Raw genomic sequence first — 15298 nt, forward strand, 5'->3', positions numbered from 1 at the left:
GACTGAGGAGCCGCGCAGCGACGAAGGAGCGAGCAGCGACGAAGGAAGCCCGCGCGTAGGAGCGCCCCGAGACTGAGCGGGAAGGGGGGTCGGATGGCAAGCGATGTGGCAGCGCGCGCGTACGAGGTCTCCGTGCCGTTCCGGGCGGGGGCCGAGGGCTATGCGAGTTACCGCATTCCGGCGGTGGTGGCGACGCCCGCCGGGACGCTGCTGGCCTTCGCCGAGGGGCGGGTGGGGTCCTCCGCCGACCACGGGGACATCGACCTCGTGCTCAAGCGCTCGGCGGACGGCGGGCGGACCTGGGGGCCCTTACAGGTCGTCGCGCGGAACGGCACCGGCACGGCCGGGAATCCGGCGCCCGTGGTCACGGCGGGCGGCCGGGTCGTCCTCGTCCATGTGACCAACGGCGCCACCGCCACCGAGGACCTGATCCGGCGCGGCCAGGTGTCCGCCGAGGACGGGCGGCGGGTGTGGGTGGCGCACAGTGACGACGACGGGGTGGGCTGGAGCGCGCCCCGGGAGATCACCGGCGAGGCGAAGCGGCCGGAGTGGCGCTGGTACGCCACCACGCCCGGCCACGCCCTGCGGTTACGGCACGGCGCCCGGGCCGGCCGGATCGTCGTACCGGGCAACCACTCGACGCCGCCGACCGCCGCCGGGGACACCGGCGCCGAGGGGAAGTACGACGGCGGGCACGACCTGCTCAGCGACGACGACGGCGCCACCTGGCGGATCGGCTACGTCGAGGACAACCCCGACGGATACATCAACGTCAACGAGACCACCGCAGCCGAACTCCCCGACGGCCGGGTGTACTTCAACACCCGCAGCGACGCCAACGCGCCCGGCAACCGGGCCGACGCCCACTCGTCCGACGGCGGCGCGACCCTCGACAAGCCCTTCAGGCCGCAGGCCGGGCTGGTCGCGCCGGTCGTCGAGGGCAGCGTGCTGCACCTGGGCGACCCGGATGTGGTGCTGTTCTCCGGGCCGGCCGACCCCGGCTACCGGGCTCTGATGACGGTGCGGGCCAGCGGCGACGGCGGGGCCACCTGGCGGCCCGCCCACACCGTCGACGGGCTGCCGGCCGCCTACTCCGACCTGGTCAGGATCGATGAAGAGACCGTCGGACTGCTCTACGAGACCGGCGACTTCAGCGCCTACTCGACGATCACCTTCCGGCGCATTCCGGTGAAGGAGCTGGTATGAGCAAGATGCACCGCCACAGTTCTCACGGTCCCCTCCGGACCCCCGGGCGGCGCGCGGTCCTGGGCGGCGCCGCCGCCGCGGCGGCCGGTTTCGCCCTCGCGGGCTGCGGCTCGGACGACGGGGACGACGAGCCCAAGGGCCGGAAGAAGGGCGAGAAGATCAAGCTGACCTTCTGGTCCTGGGTGCCGGGCATCGACAAGCCCGTCGAGCTGTGGAACAGCAAGAACCCCGAGGTGCAGGTCAAGGTCGAGAAGGTGTCGGCCGTGGACGGCGCCCAGTACGCGAAGATGCACGCCGCGATCAAGTCGGGCAACCCGCCGGACCTCGGCCAGATCGAATACCCGGTCGTGCCCAGCTTCCTGATCGACAACGGTCTGCTGGACCTCACGAAGTACGGGGTCGAGTCGTACAAGGACAAGTTCGTCGGCTGGCAGTGGCAGCAGTCGGTCTTCGGCAAGGCCGTCTACGCCGTCCCGCAGGCGTCCGGTCCGATGGGTCTGTTCATCCGCCAGGACCTGTTCGACGAGTGGGGCGTCGAACCGCCTGCCACCTGGGACGACTACGAGGCGGCGGCCAAGGCGATCCGCAAGAAGGGCGCCTGGATCGAGACCTTCTCGGCGACCAACGGCAACCGCTTCGCGGGCCTGGCCTGGCAGGCCGGGGCGAGCTGGTTCGGCGCCGAGGGCGACACCTGGACCGTGAGCATCGACGACGAGCCCACCCGCAAGGTCGCCGACTACTGGGAGGCGCTGGTCAAGCAGAAGCTGATCAAGACCATCCCGGACCGGCAGAACGCCTGGTACAAGGACGTCCAGACCGGGGCGATCGCCTCCTGGCTCGGCGCCAGCTGGGGCGACGCGCTGCTGGTCGGCAACGCCCCCAAGACCAGCGGCAAGTGGCGGGTCGTGCCCATGCCGCAGTGGAAGAAGGGCGACGGGGCCTTCGCCAACTGGGGCGGCTCCACCACCGCGGTCTTCGCCAAGAGCACGTACCCGAAGGACGCGCTGGCGTTCGCGATCTGGCTCAACACCGACCCCGAGTCGATCAAGCTCCTTATCGACAACGGCTATGGCACCCCCGCCGCCAAGCAGGGCTACACCACCTCCCAGCTGGATGTGCACAAGGACTTCATGGGCGGCCAGGAGTACAGCAAGGTGTTCGACGCCGCGAGCAAGGGCGTGGACACCAGCTGGCGGTGGGGCCCCTCCACCGACACCCTCTACCAGCGGCTCGGCGACGCCTTCACCGCGGCCCTCGGCGACGGCGGCTCGTTCAGGTCCGTGCTGAAGAAGGTGCAGGGCGAGACGATCAGCGACCTCAAGGAAAAGGGACTGAAGGTGACGGCCGGGTGAGACGCCTCACCCGCACCGAGGTCCGCGGCGCCCGGTCGGCGGCCGGGTTTCTGCTGCCTTTCCTCGCGCTCTTCCTGCTGTGCTTCATCGCGCCCATCGGATACGCCCTGTACGAAAGCCTGCTGAGGGTCGAGCGCACCGGCGCGCTCGGCCTCGGCGGCGAGACCAAAGAGGTGTGGGCGGGCCTCTCCAACTACACACACGCACTGGAGGACGACCGCTTCACCGCCGGCTTCGGGCGGGTGCTGCTGTTCGGCGCCGTGCAGATCCCGGTGATGATCGTGCTGGCCACCGGGCTCGCGCTGCTGCTGGAGGCGGCGTCCGCCCGCTGGGTCGGCTTCTTCCGGACCGCCTTCTTCCTGCCGTACGGGGTGCCCGGCGTCATCGCCTCGATCCTGTGGGGCTTCCTGTACGTACCGGGCATCAGCCCCCTGGTGGAGCTGGCCCACTCCGCGGGCTGGGACGTGGACTTCCTGTCCCGCGGAACCGTGCTGTGGTCCATCGCCAACATCGTCACCTGGCAGTTCACCGGCTACAACATGCTGGTGCTGATCGCGCAGCTCAAGGCCGTGCCCGGCGAGCTGTACGAGGCGGCGCGCATCGACGGGGCCAGGGCCTGGCAGATCGCCTGGCACATCAAGCTGCCGCTGATCCGGCCCGCGCTCGTGCTCACCACCGTCTTCAGCATCATCGGCACCCTCCAGCTGTTCGCCGAACCCAAGGTGCTCAAGCCGCTCAGCAACTCCATCGACTCCGGCTACACCCCCAACCTGGCCGCCTACAACGAGGCGTTCACCAGCAACAACCAGCACATCGCGGCGGCCGAGGCGGTGCTGCTCGCGCTGGTCGCCTGCGTGCTGTCCTTCGGCTTCCTGAGGCTCGTGGGACAGCGAGGGCCCAAGCAACCCAAGGGGAAGGACGGGAGGAGCCGGTGAGCGCCCAGGCCACCCAGCAGATCCCGGCGGACGGCACCCCGGCGCCGGGCACCGCGGCGGGCGCGCCGCGCCGCCGCGGCCGCCGCCGGGACGGCCGGCAGCCCCCGCTGCGCTACCGCATCATCACCGTCTCGCTGCTCGCCGTCGCGGCCGTCTACTTCCTGGTCCCCGTCTACTGGCTGGTGGTGTCGGCGACCAAGTCCAGCAGCGACCTCTTCGGCACCTTCGGCTTCTGGTTCCACGACCCGCACCCCATCGACTATCTGCGCCGGGTGCTCACCTACGACGACGGCATCTACGTCCGCTGGTTCGCCAACAGCCTGATGTACGCGGGCGTCGGGGCAGTGGCCGCCACCCTGCTGTCGGCCGCCGCCGGCTACGCCCTGGCCAAGTTCCCCTTCCCCGGGCGGGAGGGCGTCTTCAACGTCATCCTCGCCGGGGTGCTCATCCCGGGCACCGCGCTCGCCCTCCCGCTGTACCTCCTCTTCAGCGAGATGGGGCTCGCCAACACCTACGCGGCGGTGCTGCTGCCCAGCGTGGTCAGCCCCTTCGGGGTCTATCTGTGCCGGGTCTACGCGGCCGCCGCGGTGCCCGACTCACTGCTGGAGGCGGCGCGGATCGACGGCGCGGGCGAGGCGCGGATCTTCTCCACGCTGGGGCTGCGGCTGATGACCCCGGCGCTGGTCACCGTCTTCCTGTTCCAGTTCGTGCATATCTGGAACAACTTCTTCCTGCCGCTGGTGATGCTCTCGGACTCCGATCTGTATCCGATCCAGCTGGGCCTCACCTCCTGGCAGGGGTACGCGGACCGGCAGCCGGAGCTCTACCAGTACACGGTCGGCGGCGCCTTCCTCTCCGTGGTCCCGCTGATGGTCCTGATGGGGGTGTTGCAGCGGTACTGGCGCACCGGGCTCACCGAGGGCAGCGTCAAGGCGTGACCCGGGCCACCGGGGGCGTGTCGGCGTCACCGGGCGTGTCAGTATCGCGGTTATGACTTCTACTGCTGCTGATGCTGGTGATGGTGGGGCGGCCCCCGCGAAGAAGGCCCCCGCCAAGGACCCCTGGGACCTGCCCGACGTCTCCGACCTGGTCGTCGGGGTCCTCGGCGGCACCGGCGACCAGGGGCGCGGCCTGGCCTACCGGCTGGCCCGGGCCGGCCAGAAGGTGATCATCGGCTCGCGGGCCGTGGAACGGGCGCGGACCGCGGCCGAGGAACTGGGCGGCGCGGCGCTCGGCATCGAGGGCGAGGACAACGCGGAGTGCGCGCGGCGCAGCGATGTCGTGATCGTCGCGGTGCCGTGGGAGGGGCACGGCAAGACCCTGGAGTCGCTGCGCGAGGAGCTGAGCGGCAAGCTCGTCATCGACTGCGTGAACCCGCTCGGCTTCGACAAGAAGGGCGCGTACGCGCTCAAGCCCGAGGAGGGCAGCGCCGCCGAGCAGGCCGCCGCCCTGCTGCCCGACTCGCGGGTGACCGCCGCCTTCCACCATCTGTCGGCGGTGCTGCTCCAGGACCCCGAGGTCGAGCAGATCGACACGGATGTGATGGTGCTGGGCGAGAGCCGCGCCGACACGGATCTGGTGCAGGCGCTGGCGGCCCGGATCCCCGGGATGCGGGGCGTGTTCGCGGGGCGGCTGCGCAACGCCCACCAGGTCGAGTCGCTGGTCGCCAACCTGATCTCGACGAACCGCCGCTACAAGGCCCACGCGGGCCTGCGGGTCACGGACGTCTGACCGGGGGCGCCCGCCGGGGCGACGCGGGGCGGGGCATGGGAGGCGGCGGGGCATGGGGGACAATGTCCGGGACTGACACATCCCCGGACAGGAGCCCACCCCATGCCCCGACTGGCCCTCTACGCCCTCGCCGTCTGCGCCCTCGCCGTCGCCGCGGCGGTCGTGTCCTTCGCACAGGGCAGCTGGATCGGCGTCGTGTGGATCCTGCTCGCGGGCGTCTCCTCCAACATGGCCTGGTACTACCTGCGCAAGGCCAAGCTGGACCGGGCCGCGGCCAGGGAGGCCGAGCTCATGGGTTGAGCGAGGGCAGGTGGGGCTCGCCCTGCCAGAAGCGGAAGAACTCCTGACCCCAGTACGTCTCCCACTCCGACACGCCCAGGCCCCGCATCACCGCGTCGATGGAGTCGAAGAAGACGTGGTTGACCTCCGGAATCCACAGCACACCGAACACCGCGATCAGCCCGAACGGCGCGTACGGCTCGACCTGCCGCCGCACCCGGTACGACAGCCACGGCTCGATCACGCCGTAGCCGTCCAGCCCCGGGACCGGGAGGGAGTTCAGGATGGCCGCGGTGACCTGGAGCATCGCCAGGAACGCCAGCGCGTAGCGGAACACATCCGGCACCCCGTCCAGCGCGCCGAGCCAGAACGGCGCGGTCAGCGCCACCGCGAACGCGATGTTCGTCAGCGGCCCCGCGGCCGAGATCAGGCTGTGCTTCCAGCGGCCGCGGATGCGGTGCCGCTCGATGAACACCGCCCCGCCGGGGAGCCCGATCCCGCCCATGATCACGAAGATGACGGGCAGCACGATGCTGAGCGCCAGATGGGTGTACTTCAGCGGGTTCAAGGTCAGATAGCCCTTGGCCCCGATCGATATGTCGCCGCCGTGCAGCGCGGTGCGCGCGTGGGCGTACTCATGGAGACACAACGACACGATCCAGCCCGAGACCACGAAGAGGAACACGGCGAAGCCGGGGCTCGCGGAGAAGTCCGTCCACACCGCCCACGCGGATACGACCATGATCGCGACCAGGGCGAGGAACACGGGGCTGATCCGCCGGTCGCGGCGGCTGACTGCGGTGGCCATGCGTGATGTCTCTCCAGGTGGGCACGGAGTGCGGTGATCGGGAACCGTCGGGGATCGGAAAACGTCGGGCGGGGCGCCGGGAGTTCCGGGGGGAACGGCCGGCACGGGCGAACAGCTGAACGGATCAGTCGCCGCCGTGCCCGACAATGGGGCGGTGCGCTACGCGATACTCGGCACCACCCAGGCCCGACGCGACGACGGTACCCCCATCGCGCTCGGTGGTACGCGTCTGCGGGTACTGCTGACCGCGCTGGCGCTCCATCCCGGACGGGTGCACACCACCGGCGCGCTGATCGAGGCGGTGTGGGACGCCGACCCGCCCGCCGACGGCCACGGCGCGCTCCAGGCCCTCGTCGGCCGCCTCCGCAGGGCCCTCGGCAAGGACGCGGTGCGCTCGGTCCCCGGCGGCTACCGGCTGAGCGCCGACCCCGACGACATCGATCTGCACCGCTTCGAGCGCCTGGTGGCGGAGGGGACCAGGGCCCTGGAGGACGGCGACCCGGCCAAGGCCGCCGCCGTCCTCGACGACGCCCTCGCCCTGTGGCGCGGCCCGGCCCTCGCCGACCTCCCCGGCGGCGGCTCGGCGGCGGCCCGCGCCGAGGCCCGCCGCCTGGACGCCGGCCGTGGCCGGATCGCCGCCGATCTCGCCCTCGGCCGCCCCGAGCAGGCCCTGCCCCGGCTCGCCGGGCTCTGCGCCGCCCATCCGCTCGACGAGCCGCTGCACGCCCTGCGGATCCGCGCCCTGCGCGACGCGGGCCGCACGGCCGAGGCGCTGACCGCGTACGAGGCGATCCGTGTCGAGATCGCCGACCGCCTCGGCGCGGACCCCGGGCCCGTGCTGCGCGCGCTCCACGCCGAGCTGCTGGACCCGCCCGCCGCCCCCGCGGGGCCCGCGGCCGCGCCGCGCCCCGCGCCCGACGGGGCGCCGCCCCGGCGGGCCGGGGCGCGGCCGGGTGTCCGGGGCGGCAATCTGCGGGCCCGGCTGACCAGCTTCGTCGGCCGCGAGGCGGACCTCGGGGTGCTGCGGGCGGACCTGGCCGGAGCCCACCGGCTCATCACCCTCCTCGGGCCCGGCGGGGCCGGGAAGACCCGGCTGTCGCAGGAGGCCGCCGAGTCGGTGGCGGACATCTGGGCGGACGGCGTCTGGCTGGCCGAGCTGGCCCCCGTGGACGACCCGGGGACCGTGCCGGAGACGGTGCTCACCGCCCTCGGGGCGCGCCAGACCGTCATCCGCGGCAGCGCCGCGGAAGGGCTGCGGGCCGCGACCGACCCGACCACGTTCGACCCGCTCGCGCGGCTCGTGGAGCACTGCGCGCCGCGCCGGATGCTGATCGTGCTCGACAACTGCGAACACCTCGTCGACGCCGCGGCCCGGCTCGCCGAGACCCTGCTCACCCGCTGCCCCGGCGTCACCGTCCTGGCCACCAGCCGCGAACCGCTGGCCGTCCCGGGCGAGTTGGTGCGCCCCGTGGATCCGCTGCCGGACCCTGTCGCGCTGCGGCTGCTCCAGGACCGGGGCGCGGCGGCCCGGCCCGGCTTCCGCGTGGACGACGACCCGGCCGCCTGCGCCGAGATCTGCCGCAGGCTGGACGGACTGCCGCTGGCCATCGAGCTGGCCGCGGCGCGGCTGCGCTCGCTCACCCCGCGGCAGCTCGCCGACCGGCTCGACGACCGCTTCCGGCTGCTGACCAGCGGCAGCCGGACGGTGCTGCCCCGCCAGCAGACGCTCCGCGCGGTCGTCGACTGGTCCTGGGAGCTGCTGGACGCGCGGGAGCGCACCGTGCTGCGCCGGCTGTCGGTCTTCGCGGGCGGCTGCGACCTGGCCGCCGCGGAGGCCGTGTGCGGAGACCCATACGGCGACGGGGCCGCCGGGGCCGCCGGGGCTGACGGGGCCGCCGGGGCTGACGCGCCTGACGGGTCTGCCGCGGTCGATCCCCTCGACGTCGCCGCCCTGCTCGGCTCGCTCGTCGACAAGTCCCTGGTCGTCGCCGCCCCCGACGCGGCCTCCGGCATGCGCTACCGGCTGCTGGAGACCGTCGCCGAGTACGCCGCCGAGCGCCTCGCACAGGCGGGGGAGCGCGCGGTGGTCGAGGGGCGCCACCTGGTCGCCTACCGGGAGCTGGCCCGCACCGCCGACCCCCTGCTGCGCGGCCCGGAACAGCGGGTGTGGCTCGCCCGGCTGGAGACCGAGCACGACAATCTGCGGACCGCGCTGCGCCGCGCCGTCGCCGCGCGCGACGAACACGAGGCGCTGTGCCTGGTGCTGTCGCTCGGCTGGTTCTGGCAGCTGCGCGGCCACCGCGGCGACGCGCGCCAGTGGTCGGCGGCCGCCGCGGCGCTCGGCCCCAACCCCTTCGCGCCGCCCATCGCCCCGGTGCCCCCGCTGCTCGCCCGCTCCACGGACCGGCCGCCGCCCATGCCGCCCGAGCTGCTCGAGGAGGCGCGGCGCGGGGTGCGGCTGATCGGGCTGTCCAACATCGAGGGCGACATGCGGGAGTTGGGCAGCGAGGAGGCCCGGAGCGAGCTGCGGGGCATCGTCTCCGCCTATCGCCCGGGGCTGCCGCAGAACTGCCGTATCCCGGGCTTCATGTGGTTCTACGCCGTGCTGCTCACCGGCGAGTTCGAGCTGCTGCGGCAGATCGTCGAAGAGGGGGTGCGCACCTGCCGGGAGCTCGGCTACGAGTGGGAGACCGCCATGCTCCTTCAGCTGCGCGCCAAGGTCCTGAGCGGCCGGGGCGACTGGAGCGGCGGGGACGGCGGGGACGGCGGGGACGACCATGAGCGCTCGGCCGACGAGTCGCGGCGGGACGCCGACGAGAGCCTGGAGATCTTCACCCGGCTCGGGGACGCGTGGGGCATGGCGGAGGCCCTGTCCGGCCGCGGCGAGCTGCTGGAGCAGCGCGGCGAGGGCGAGGCGGCCGCCGCCGACTACCGCGCGGCGATCCGCTGCGCCGAGCAGCTGGACGCGCACACACAGGTGTTGCTGCTGCGGGCCCGGCTGGCCGGGGTGCTGATCGAGAGTGGGTCGGCGGCCGAGGCGGCCGCGGGCGAGCGGGTGCTGCGCGAGGTGGTGGAGCGGGGGCAGCACGCGGGCAGCGAGTCCCTGGCGTACGCCCGGCTGCACCTGGCCATGCGCTGCGGTTCCACCGGCGCCACCGCCGAGGCACGGGTCCAGCTGGAGCTGTTGCTGGGGGAGTTCGACCAGCGCGCGCTGGACCTCTTCCAGGGGGTGGTGGTGGGGCTGCTCGGCTGGCTCGACCTGCTCGAAGGACGGCCCGAGGACGCCCTGGTGAGGCTGCGGCAAGCCCTGATGAAGGCGGACGACCCGCTGTCCAGGATCGTCGCCCCGCATATGCAGATCATGCAAATCGCGACCGGCGCCCGGGCGCTGGCCCAACTGGGCGGCGCGGCGAACGCCGAGACCGCGGCGCGGCTGCTCGGCGCGTACGACGCCCTGCGGTCGACCTCCCACCACGTGGCGGCCGTGGAGTCCGGCAACCGGGAGCGGGCGGAGGCCATGGCGCGGGCGCGGCTGGGCGACGCCGCGTACGCGCGGGCGCACGCCGAGGGCGGCGGCCTGTCCCTGGAGGAGGCCACCGCCCTCGTATGACGCGGCGGGTTTCGCGGTTCAGGTCTTGTTGCGGAACTTCGCCACCGCCAGCGGGGCGGTCACCACCGTGATGGCCAGCGCCCAGATCACGACCATGGTCACCGGATGGGCGACCGCGCCATGACCGCTGGTCAGCGCCCGGGCGCCGTCCGCGAGCTGGGACAGCGGGTTGTACTTGGTGAAGGACTGCAACCACCCCGGCATGGTCGCGGTCGGGGCGAAGATGGAGGAGCCGAACTGTAGTGGCATCATCACGAGGAACCCCAGTCCCTGCACCGCCTGAGGGGTCTTCACCGACAGGCCGAGCAGCATGAATATCCAGGTCAGCGAGGAGCCGAACAACAGGGCCAGGGCGATCGCGGCGAGCAGCTCGAGCGGGCCGGTCTTGAGGTCGAACCCCATGATGAAGCCCATGACCAGCAGGACGATGGTCGACACCAGCATCCGGCCGGTCTCGACGATCAGCTTGGCGACCAGCACCGAGGAGCGGGCGATGGGCATGGTGCGGAAGCGGTCCATGACGCCCTTGTTGAAGTCGTCATTGACGCCGGTGCCGACCGACATCGCGATGTTCAGACCGCCCATCGCCATCATGCCGGGGACCAGATAGCTGACGTAGGCGTCCCGGTCGCCCTGCGCGATCGCGCCGCCGAAGACATACACGAACAGCAGCGAGAAGACGATCGGCATCAGCAGGGCGTCGAACATCGACTCCGGGTCCTGCTTGATCTGGAGGGCGTTGCGCCGCACCAGCGCGCCGATATGGCGCGCATTGGCACGCAGCCCGATCCGGCCCTCGCCGGGCAGCGCCTTCCCGGGCGCGGAACTCACCGTCGCGGCGCTCACGCGGCGACCTCCTCAAGCTTCTTGTTGTCCTTGTCCGCCGGGTTTTCCGGCGTGGATGTCTTCTGACCGGTGATGGCCAGGAACACCTCGTCCAGGCTGGGCAGATGGGTGTCGATCCCGGAGATCGCGAAACCGCGCTCGCCGAGCAGACCGATCACGGCGGTCAGCTGCTCATCGCTGATGATCGGCACATTGACCAGGCCCTCGGCCACATCCGCGGTCGCGCCCGCGATGCCGTCGAGCCCCGCCTGGGTGATGGCGCCGACCATGCGGTGCAGCTCGCCGGGGTCCGACGGGCGGATCTGGAGGGTGCGGCCGCCGACCTTGGCCTTGAGCTCGTTGACCCGGCCCTCGGCGATGACCTTGCCGCGGTCGATGACCGCCAGGTCGTCCGCGAGCTGCTCGGCCTCCTCCATGTACTGCGTGGTCAGCAGGACCGTGGAGCCCTCGGAGACCATCCGCTTGACCTCGTCCCACACCTCGTTGCGGGTGCGCGGGTCCAGGCCGGTGGTCGGCTCGTCCAGATAGAGCACGGAGGGCCGGCCGATCATGGAGGCGGCCAGGTCGAGCCGGCGGCGCATACCGCCGGAGTAGGTGCGCGCGGCGCGCTTGGCGGCATCGGTGAGCGAGAACCGCTCCAGCATGGCGTCCGCCCGCGCGCGGGCGTCCTTGCGGGAGAGGTCGAGCAGCCGCCCGATCATGTAGAGGTTCTCCCAGCCGGAGAGCTTCTCGTCGACCGAGGCGTACTGCCCGGTGAGCCCGATGGTGCGGCGCAGCTGCCGCGGCTGGCGCACCACGTCGTAACCGGCCACCACCGCGGTGCCCGCGTCCGGCATCAGCAGGGTGGAGAGGCAGCGGACGAGGGTGGTCTTGCCCGCGCCGTTGGGCCCGAGCACGCCGAGGACGGTGCCCTCCGGCACGTCCAGGTCCACTCCGTCGACGGCTTTGGTGTCGCCGAAGTGTTTGACCAGCCCCCGTACTTCGACGGCGTTGCCGCCGCTGGTCCTGTGTTCGTATCGCGTCATATCACCACGATGACAGGCGCCACCGACAACCCACCGACAAGCGGCAGACAAGCGGCAGACAGCCCGCCGACGGGGGAAGATCGGCGGGCTGTCGGTGTACCGCAGTGGCTCTCAGCGGAAGGAGTGCTCCGCGGCCGGGTAGGCGCCGCCGACCACGTCCTCCGCGTAGGCGCGCGCCGCGTCCCCGAGGGTCTGGCGCAGCTGTGCGTACTGCTTGACGAAGCGCGGCACCCGGCCGGCGGTCAGGCCCGCCATGTCGGTCCACACCAGGACCTGCGCGTCGCAGTCAGGCCCGGCGCCGATGCCCACGGTCGGGATGTGCAGGGAGCGGGTGACCTCGCCGGCCACCTCGGCCGGGACGGTCTCCAGCACGACCGCGAAGGCGCCCGCGTCCTGGACCGCCTTGGCGTCCCGCAGCAGCTGCTGCGCGGCCTCCTCGCCGCGCCCCTGCACCGGGTATCCGCCGTAGGCGTGGACGGACTGCGGGGTGAGGCCGACATGAGCCATGACCGGGATGCCGGACTCGACCAGCAGCTGGATCTGGTCGGCGGAGCGCTCGCCGCCCTCCAGCTTCACCGCGCCCACCCCGGCCTCCTTGACCAGCCGGGTGGCGCTGCGCAGCGCCTGCACGGGGCCTTCCTGGTACGAGCCGAACGGCAGGTCGCCGACGATCAGGGCGCGCTTGGTGCCCCGGACGACGGCGGCGGACAGGATGGTGATCTCGTCCATGGTGACCGGCACGGTGGACTCGTAGCCGAGGTGGCAGTTGCCCATCGAGTCGCCGACCAGCATGACCGGGATGCCGACCTCGTCGAAGACGGAGGCGGTCATCGCGTCGTAGGCGGTGAGCATGGGCCACTTCTCGCCGCGCTCCTTGGCGGAGGCGATGTCGCGGACCGTGATGCGCCGGGACCCCGTCCCTCCGTACAGCGCCTTTCCGGCCGCGGACGGGCCGGTCCCGCTGCTGTCGGGCTGTTTCCCGGCAGGGCTGACGTGCGTCATTGCAACGCTCCTGTTCGTCATCTCGAGGCGCCCTGACGGCGTCCCCGGACCACCCCCATGCTGGCACGCGGTGCCGACGGGCGAAAGTGGGCCTTCACAGTGGGCCGTAAAGCCCGGCGACGGTAAAGGCCGGTAAAGGCTCGCAAAGACTTTCCAATACGATACGGGGCCGTCTCGGAACCCTGCCTAGCCTGGGAAACATGGCTGATTCCCAGACTCAGGACGCCCCCGCCGGGAGCGGCGTCCCCGAGGCGGTCCACCGCAGACGGTGGGCGATCCTGGTCGTGCTGATGCTCAGCGTCCTGGTCGTCGTCCTCGACAACTCCATACTCAACGTGGCGATGAAGACCATCGCCTCGCCCAAGCCGACCGGGCTCGGCGCCGGCCAGAGCGAGCTGGAATGGGCGATCAACTCCTACACGCTCGTCTTCGCCGGGCTGCTGTTCACCGCCGGACTTCTCGGCGACCGGCTGGGCCGTAAGAAGGTGCTGCTCAGCGGCATGGCGGTGTTCGGCATCGGCTCGGTGCTCGCCGCGTTCTCCGGCTCGCCCGGCGAGCTGATCGGCTTCCGCGCGCTGATGGGTCTGGGCGCGGCCCTGGTGATGCCCGCCACCCTCGCCATCCTGGTGAACGTCTTCGAGCGCGACGAGCAGCCCAAGGCCATCGGGATCTGGACCGCCGCGGTCGGCCTCGGCATCGCGATCGGCCCGATCACCGGCGGTGTGCTGCTGGAGCACTTCTGGTGGGGCTCGGTCTTCTTCGTCAATGTGCCCGTCGTCGCCGTCGCGCTGGTCGCGATGGCACTGCTGGTCCCCGACTCCAAGGACCCGGCGCCCGGCCGGCTCGACCCCGGCGGTGTGGTGCTGTCGGTCGTGGGCCTGGTGCTGCTGGTGTACGGCATCATCAAGGGCGGCCAGATCGCCGACTTCACCGACCCGAAGGTGCTGGGCACGATCGGCGGCGGGCTGATCGTCCTCGCGCTGTTCGTGGTGTACGAGAAGCGCAGCGAGCACCCGGCCATCGACATCTCGTACTTCCGCAAGCCCGCCTTCTCGGCCGCCATCGCCGCCATCGCCCTGGTCTTCTTCGCCCTGATGGGCGTGACGTTCTTCATGGTCTTCTACACCCAGAGCGTGCGCGGCTACAGCGCGCTGGAGTCCGGCCTGCTGATCCTGCCGCTCGCCGTCGCCCAGCTGATCTTCGCCCCGCGCACCCGGCTGGTCGTCGAGCGGTTCGGGGCCCGCGCGGTGTGCGCGGCCGGCATGCTGATGGTGGCCGTGACCATGGCGGGGTTCCTGCTGCTCGAGGCGGACACCCCGCTGGTGGTGATGGAGGTGCTGTTCTTCGTCCAGGGCGCGGGGATGGCGCACATCATGCCGCCCGTCACGCTGACCGTCATGCAGTCGCTGCCGCGCCAGAAGGCCGGCTCCGGCTCGGCGCTCAACAACACCTTCCGCCAGGTCGGCGGCGCGCTCGGGGTCGCGGTGCTGGGGTCGGTGCTCTCCACCGTCTACCGCGACGGCATCAAGGACACGCTGGCGGGCGTGGATGGCCTGCCCGACTCCGTACGGCACACGGCGGGGGAGTCCGTCGAGGCCACCCTCGGCCTCGCCGAGCGGCTCGGGCCCAAGGGCCAGGTGCTGATCGGCCCGGCGCACGATGCCTTTATCCATGCCATGCACGTCGCTGCCCTCGGCTCGGCGGCCGTCGCCCTCTTCGGCGCGCTCGTCGTGGTGGCCTTCCTGCCCGGCAAGGACGCCGCCGAAGGCGAGCCCGGCGCCGGGCTGCCGCGGGAGAAGGCGGGAGCCGGGGCGCCCCGATGAGCACGCCCGCGCCACCGCCCACCCCCTCGCATACTCCCGCGCCCGGCTGCTCCGGGGCCCGGCTGCCGGGGCGGCCGCGCAGCGCCGCCGCCGATGCCGCGATCATCGAGGCCGCGCTGCGGCTGATCGAGGAGGGCGCCACGATCGGCGAGCTGTCCATCGAGGGGATCGCGCGCGAGGCGGGCGTCGGCAAGGCCACCCTCTACCGCCGCTGGTCCGGCAAGGACGCGCTGATGATCGATGTGCTGCGCTCCCTGGAGGAGCCGAGCCCGCGGCCGGACGGCGTCTCGGTACGCGACGACCTGGTCACCATCCTGGAGCTCATGCGACGGCGCGGCCTGGCCAAGCGCAACTCCGCCCTGCTGCGCACCGTCCTGACCCAGATGCACGCCAACCAGAAGCTGTGGCGCACCTATGACGAGCATGTGATAGCGGCCCGGCGCGAGGTGCTGCGCGAGGTGCTGCGGCGCGGGGTGGCGAGCGGGGAGATCCGCGACGACCTCGATATCGACCTGCTCGCCGATCTGTTCACCGGCCCGATGCTTGCCCGCGCGATTCTTCAGGAGTGGAAGGCGCTGCCGGAGGGACTGGCCGAGAGCATCGTCGATACGGTGCTGGAGGGGGTGCGGCCCCGGGCCTGACGCCGGACGGTGGACGGCCGGCCGAGGGCCGGTTTGTGCC

General features: G+C 72.1%; 13 protein-coding genes. 9 read left to right on the forward strand and 4 right to left on the reverse strand.

The annotated features are described in order from the left end of the window. Positions 1 to 93 precede the first annotated feature (93 nt). From ACH4S9_RS05390 to ACH4S9_RS05415, 6 genes are all read left to right on the forward strand, one after another. The gene (locus ACH4S9_RS05390) at positions 94 to 1206 is read left to right on the forward strand and encodes an exo-alpha-sialidase (RefSeq protein WP_398369962.1); all 1113 of its coding nucleotides are present in this window, start codon (positions 94 to 96) and stop codon (positions 1204 to 1206) included. Further along, positions 1203 to 2558, forward strand: a complete 1356-nt coding sequence (locus ACH4S9_RS05395; RefSeq protein WP_311730072.1) for an extracellular solute-binding protein — start codon at positions 1203 to 1205, stop codon at positions 2556 to 2558. Before ACH4S9_RS05390 ends, ACH4S9_RS05395 begins: the two co-directional genes overlap by 4 nt. Next, positions 2555 to 3493, forward strand: a complete 939-nt coding sequence (locus ACH4S9_RS05400) for a carbohydrate ABC transporter permease (protein WP_398369965.1) — start codon at positions 2555 to 2557, stop codon at positions 3491 to 3493. The genes ACH4S9_RS05395 and ACH4S9_RS05400 overlap by 4 nt, the downstream gene beginning before the upstream one ends. Then, a complete protein-coding gene (locus tag ACH4S9_RS05405; RefSeq protein WP_398369967.1) occupies positions 3490 to 4431 on the forward strand; it encodes a carbohydrate ABC transporter permease in 942 nt (313 codons plus the stop codon). Before ACH4S9_RS05400 ends, ACH4S9_RS05405 begins: the two co-directional genes overlap by 4 nt. Positions 4432 to 4483: 52 nt before the next feature. Continuing rightward, a complete protein-coding gene (gene npdG / locus ACH4S9_RS05410; protein WP_311730070.1) occupies positions 4484 to 5224 on the forward strand; it encodes an NADPH-dependent F420 reductase in 741 nt (246 codons plus the stop codon). 102 nt (positions 5225 to 5326) lie between these two features. Next, positions 5327 to 5524 (forward strand): hypothetical protein, encoded by a 198-nt coding sequence (locus ACH4S9_RS05415; protein ID WP_311730069.1) that lies wholly within the window; start codon positions 5327 to 5329, stop codon positions 5522 to 5524. Here the strand turns inward: ACH4S9_RS05415 and ACH4S9_RS05420 are convergent. After that, on the reverse strand, positions 5514 to 6311 hold the full coding sequence (locus ACH4S9_RS05420) for a site-2 protease family protein (protein ID WP_311730068.1): 798 nt from the start codon (positions 6309 to 6311) through the stop codon (positions 5514 to 5516). The two genes, ACH4S9_RS05415 and ACH4S9_RS05420, sit on opposite strands and share 11 nt — an antisense overlap. A gap of 154 nt (positions 6312 to 6465) precedes the next feature. On the opposite strand from ACH4S9_RS05420, the gene ACH4S9_RS05425 reads away from it, so the two are divergent. Next, positions 6466 to 9921 carry an AfsR/SARP family transcriptional regulator gene (locus ACH4S9_RS05425; RefSeq protein ID WP_398369970.1) on the forward strand — a complete coding sequence of 1152 codons (3456 nt, stop codon included), beginning with the start codon at positions 6466 to 6468 and terminating at the stop codon, positions 9919 to 9921. 18 nt (positions 9922 to 9939) lie between these two features. On the opposite strand, the gene ACH4S9_RS05430 is transcribed toward ACH4S9_RS05425, so the two are convergent. The 3 genes from ACH4S9_RS05430 to panB all read right to left on the reverse strand — a co-directional run bounded on the left by ACH4S9_RS05430 (position 9940) and on the right by panB (position 12794). Further along, positions 9940 to 10767, reverse strand: a complete 828-nt coding sequence (locus tag ACH4S9_RS05430) for an ABC transporter permease (protein ID WP_311730066.1) — start codon at positions 10765 to 10767, stop codon at positions 9940 to 9942. After that, entirely contained in the window at positions 10764 to 11792 is a 1029-nt protein-coding gene (locus ACH4S9_RS05435; RefSeq protein ID WP_398369973.1) for an ATP-binding cassette domain-containing protein, read from the reverse strand. The genes ACH4S9_RS05430 and ACH4S9_RS05435 overlap by 4 nt, the downstream gene beginning before the upstream one ends. A gap of 111 nt (positions 11793 to 11903) precedes the next feature. Further along, a complete protein-coding gene (panB, locus tag ACH4S9_RS05440) occupies positions 11904 to 12794 on the reverse strand; it encodes a 3-methyl-2-oxobutanoate hydroxymethyltransferase (RefSeq protein WP_311730064.1) in 891 nt (296 codons plus the stop codon). 200 nt (positions 12795 to 12994) lie between these two features. On the opposite strand from panB, the gene ACH4S9_RS05445 reads away from it, so the two are divergent. Together ACH4S9_RS05445 and ACH4S9_RS05450 are read left to right on the forward strand one after the other, a co-directional pair. Then, positions 12995 to 14617, forward strand: coding sequence for an MFS transporter (locus tag ACH4S9_RS05445; RefSeq protein ID WP_398369975.1), 1623 nt, complete (start codon positions 12995 to 12997; stop codon positions 14615 to 14617). After that, positions 14614 to 15258, forward strand: a complete 645-nt coding sequence (locus ACH4S9_RS05450; RefSeq protein WP_311730062.1) for a TetR/AcrR family transcriptional regulator — start codon at positions 14614 to 14616, stop codon at positions 15256 to 15258. Before ACH4S9_RS05445 ends, ACH4S9_RS05450 begins: the two co-directional genes overlap by 4 nt. Positions 15259 to 15298: the final 40 nt, after the last annotated feature.

The organism is Streptomyces sp. NPDC021225 (assembly GCF_044332865.1).
GTDB lineage: Bacteria > Actinomycetota > Actinomycetes > Streptomycetales > Streptomycetaceae > Streptomyces.

Bases quoted from the DNA above. Each gene is read 5' to 3' on its own strand.
- ACH4S9_RS05395 (WP_311730072.1), top strand. From the start codon at position 1,203: ATGAGCAAGATGCACCGCCACAGTTCTCACGGTCCCCTCCGGACCCCC.
- ACH4S9_RS05450 (WP_311730062.1), top strand. From the start codon at position 14,614: ATGAGCACGCCCGCGCCACCGCCCACCCCCTCGCATACTCCCGCGCCC.
- npdG (WP_311730070.1), top strand. From the start codon at position 4,484: ATGACTTCTACTGCTGCTGATGCTGGTGATGGTGGGGCGGCCCCCGCG.
- ACH4S9_RS05420 (WP_311730068.1), bottom strand. From the start codon at position 6,311: ATGGCCACCGCAGTCAGCCGCCGCGACCGGCGGATCAGCCCCGTGTTC.
- ACH4S9_RS05445 (WP_398369975.1), top strand. From the start codon at position 12,995: ATGGCTGATTCCCAGACTCAGGACGCCCCCGCCGGGAGCGGCGTCCCC.
- ACH4S9_RS05415 (WP_311730069.1), top strand. From the start codon at position 5,327: ATGCCCCGACTGGCCCTCTACGCCCTCGCCGTCTGCGCCCTCGCCGTC.
- panB (WP_311730064.1), bottom strand. From the start codon at position 12,794: ATGACGCACGTCAGCCCTGCCGGGAAACAGCCCGACAGCAGCGGGACC.
- ACH4S9_RS05390 (WP_398369962.1), top strand. From the start codon at position 94: ATGGCAAGCGATGTGGCAGCGCGCGCGTACGAGGTCTCCGTGCCGTTC.
- ACH4S9_RS05435 (WP_398369973.1), bottom strand. From the start codon at position 11,792: ATGACGCGATACGAACACAGGACCAGCGGCGGCAACGCCGTCGAAGTA.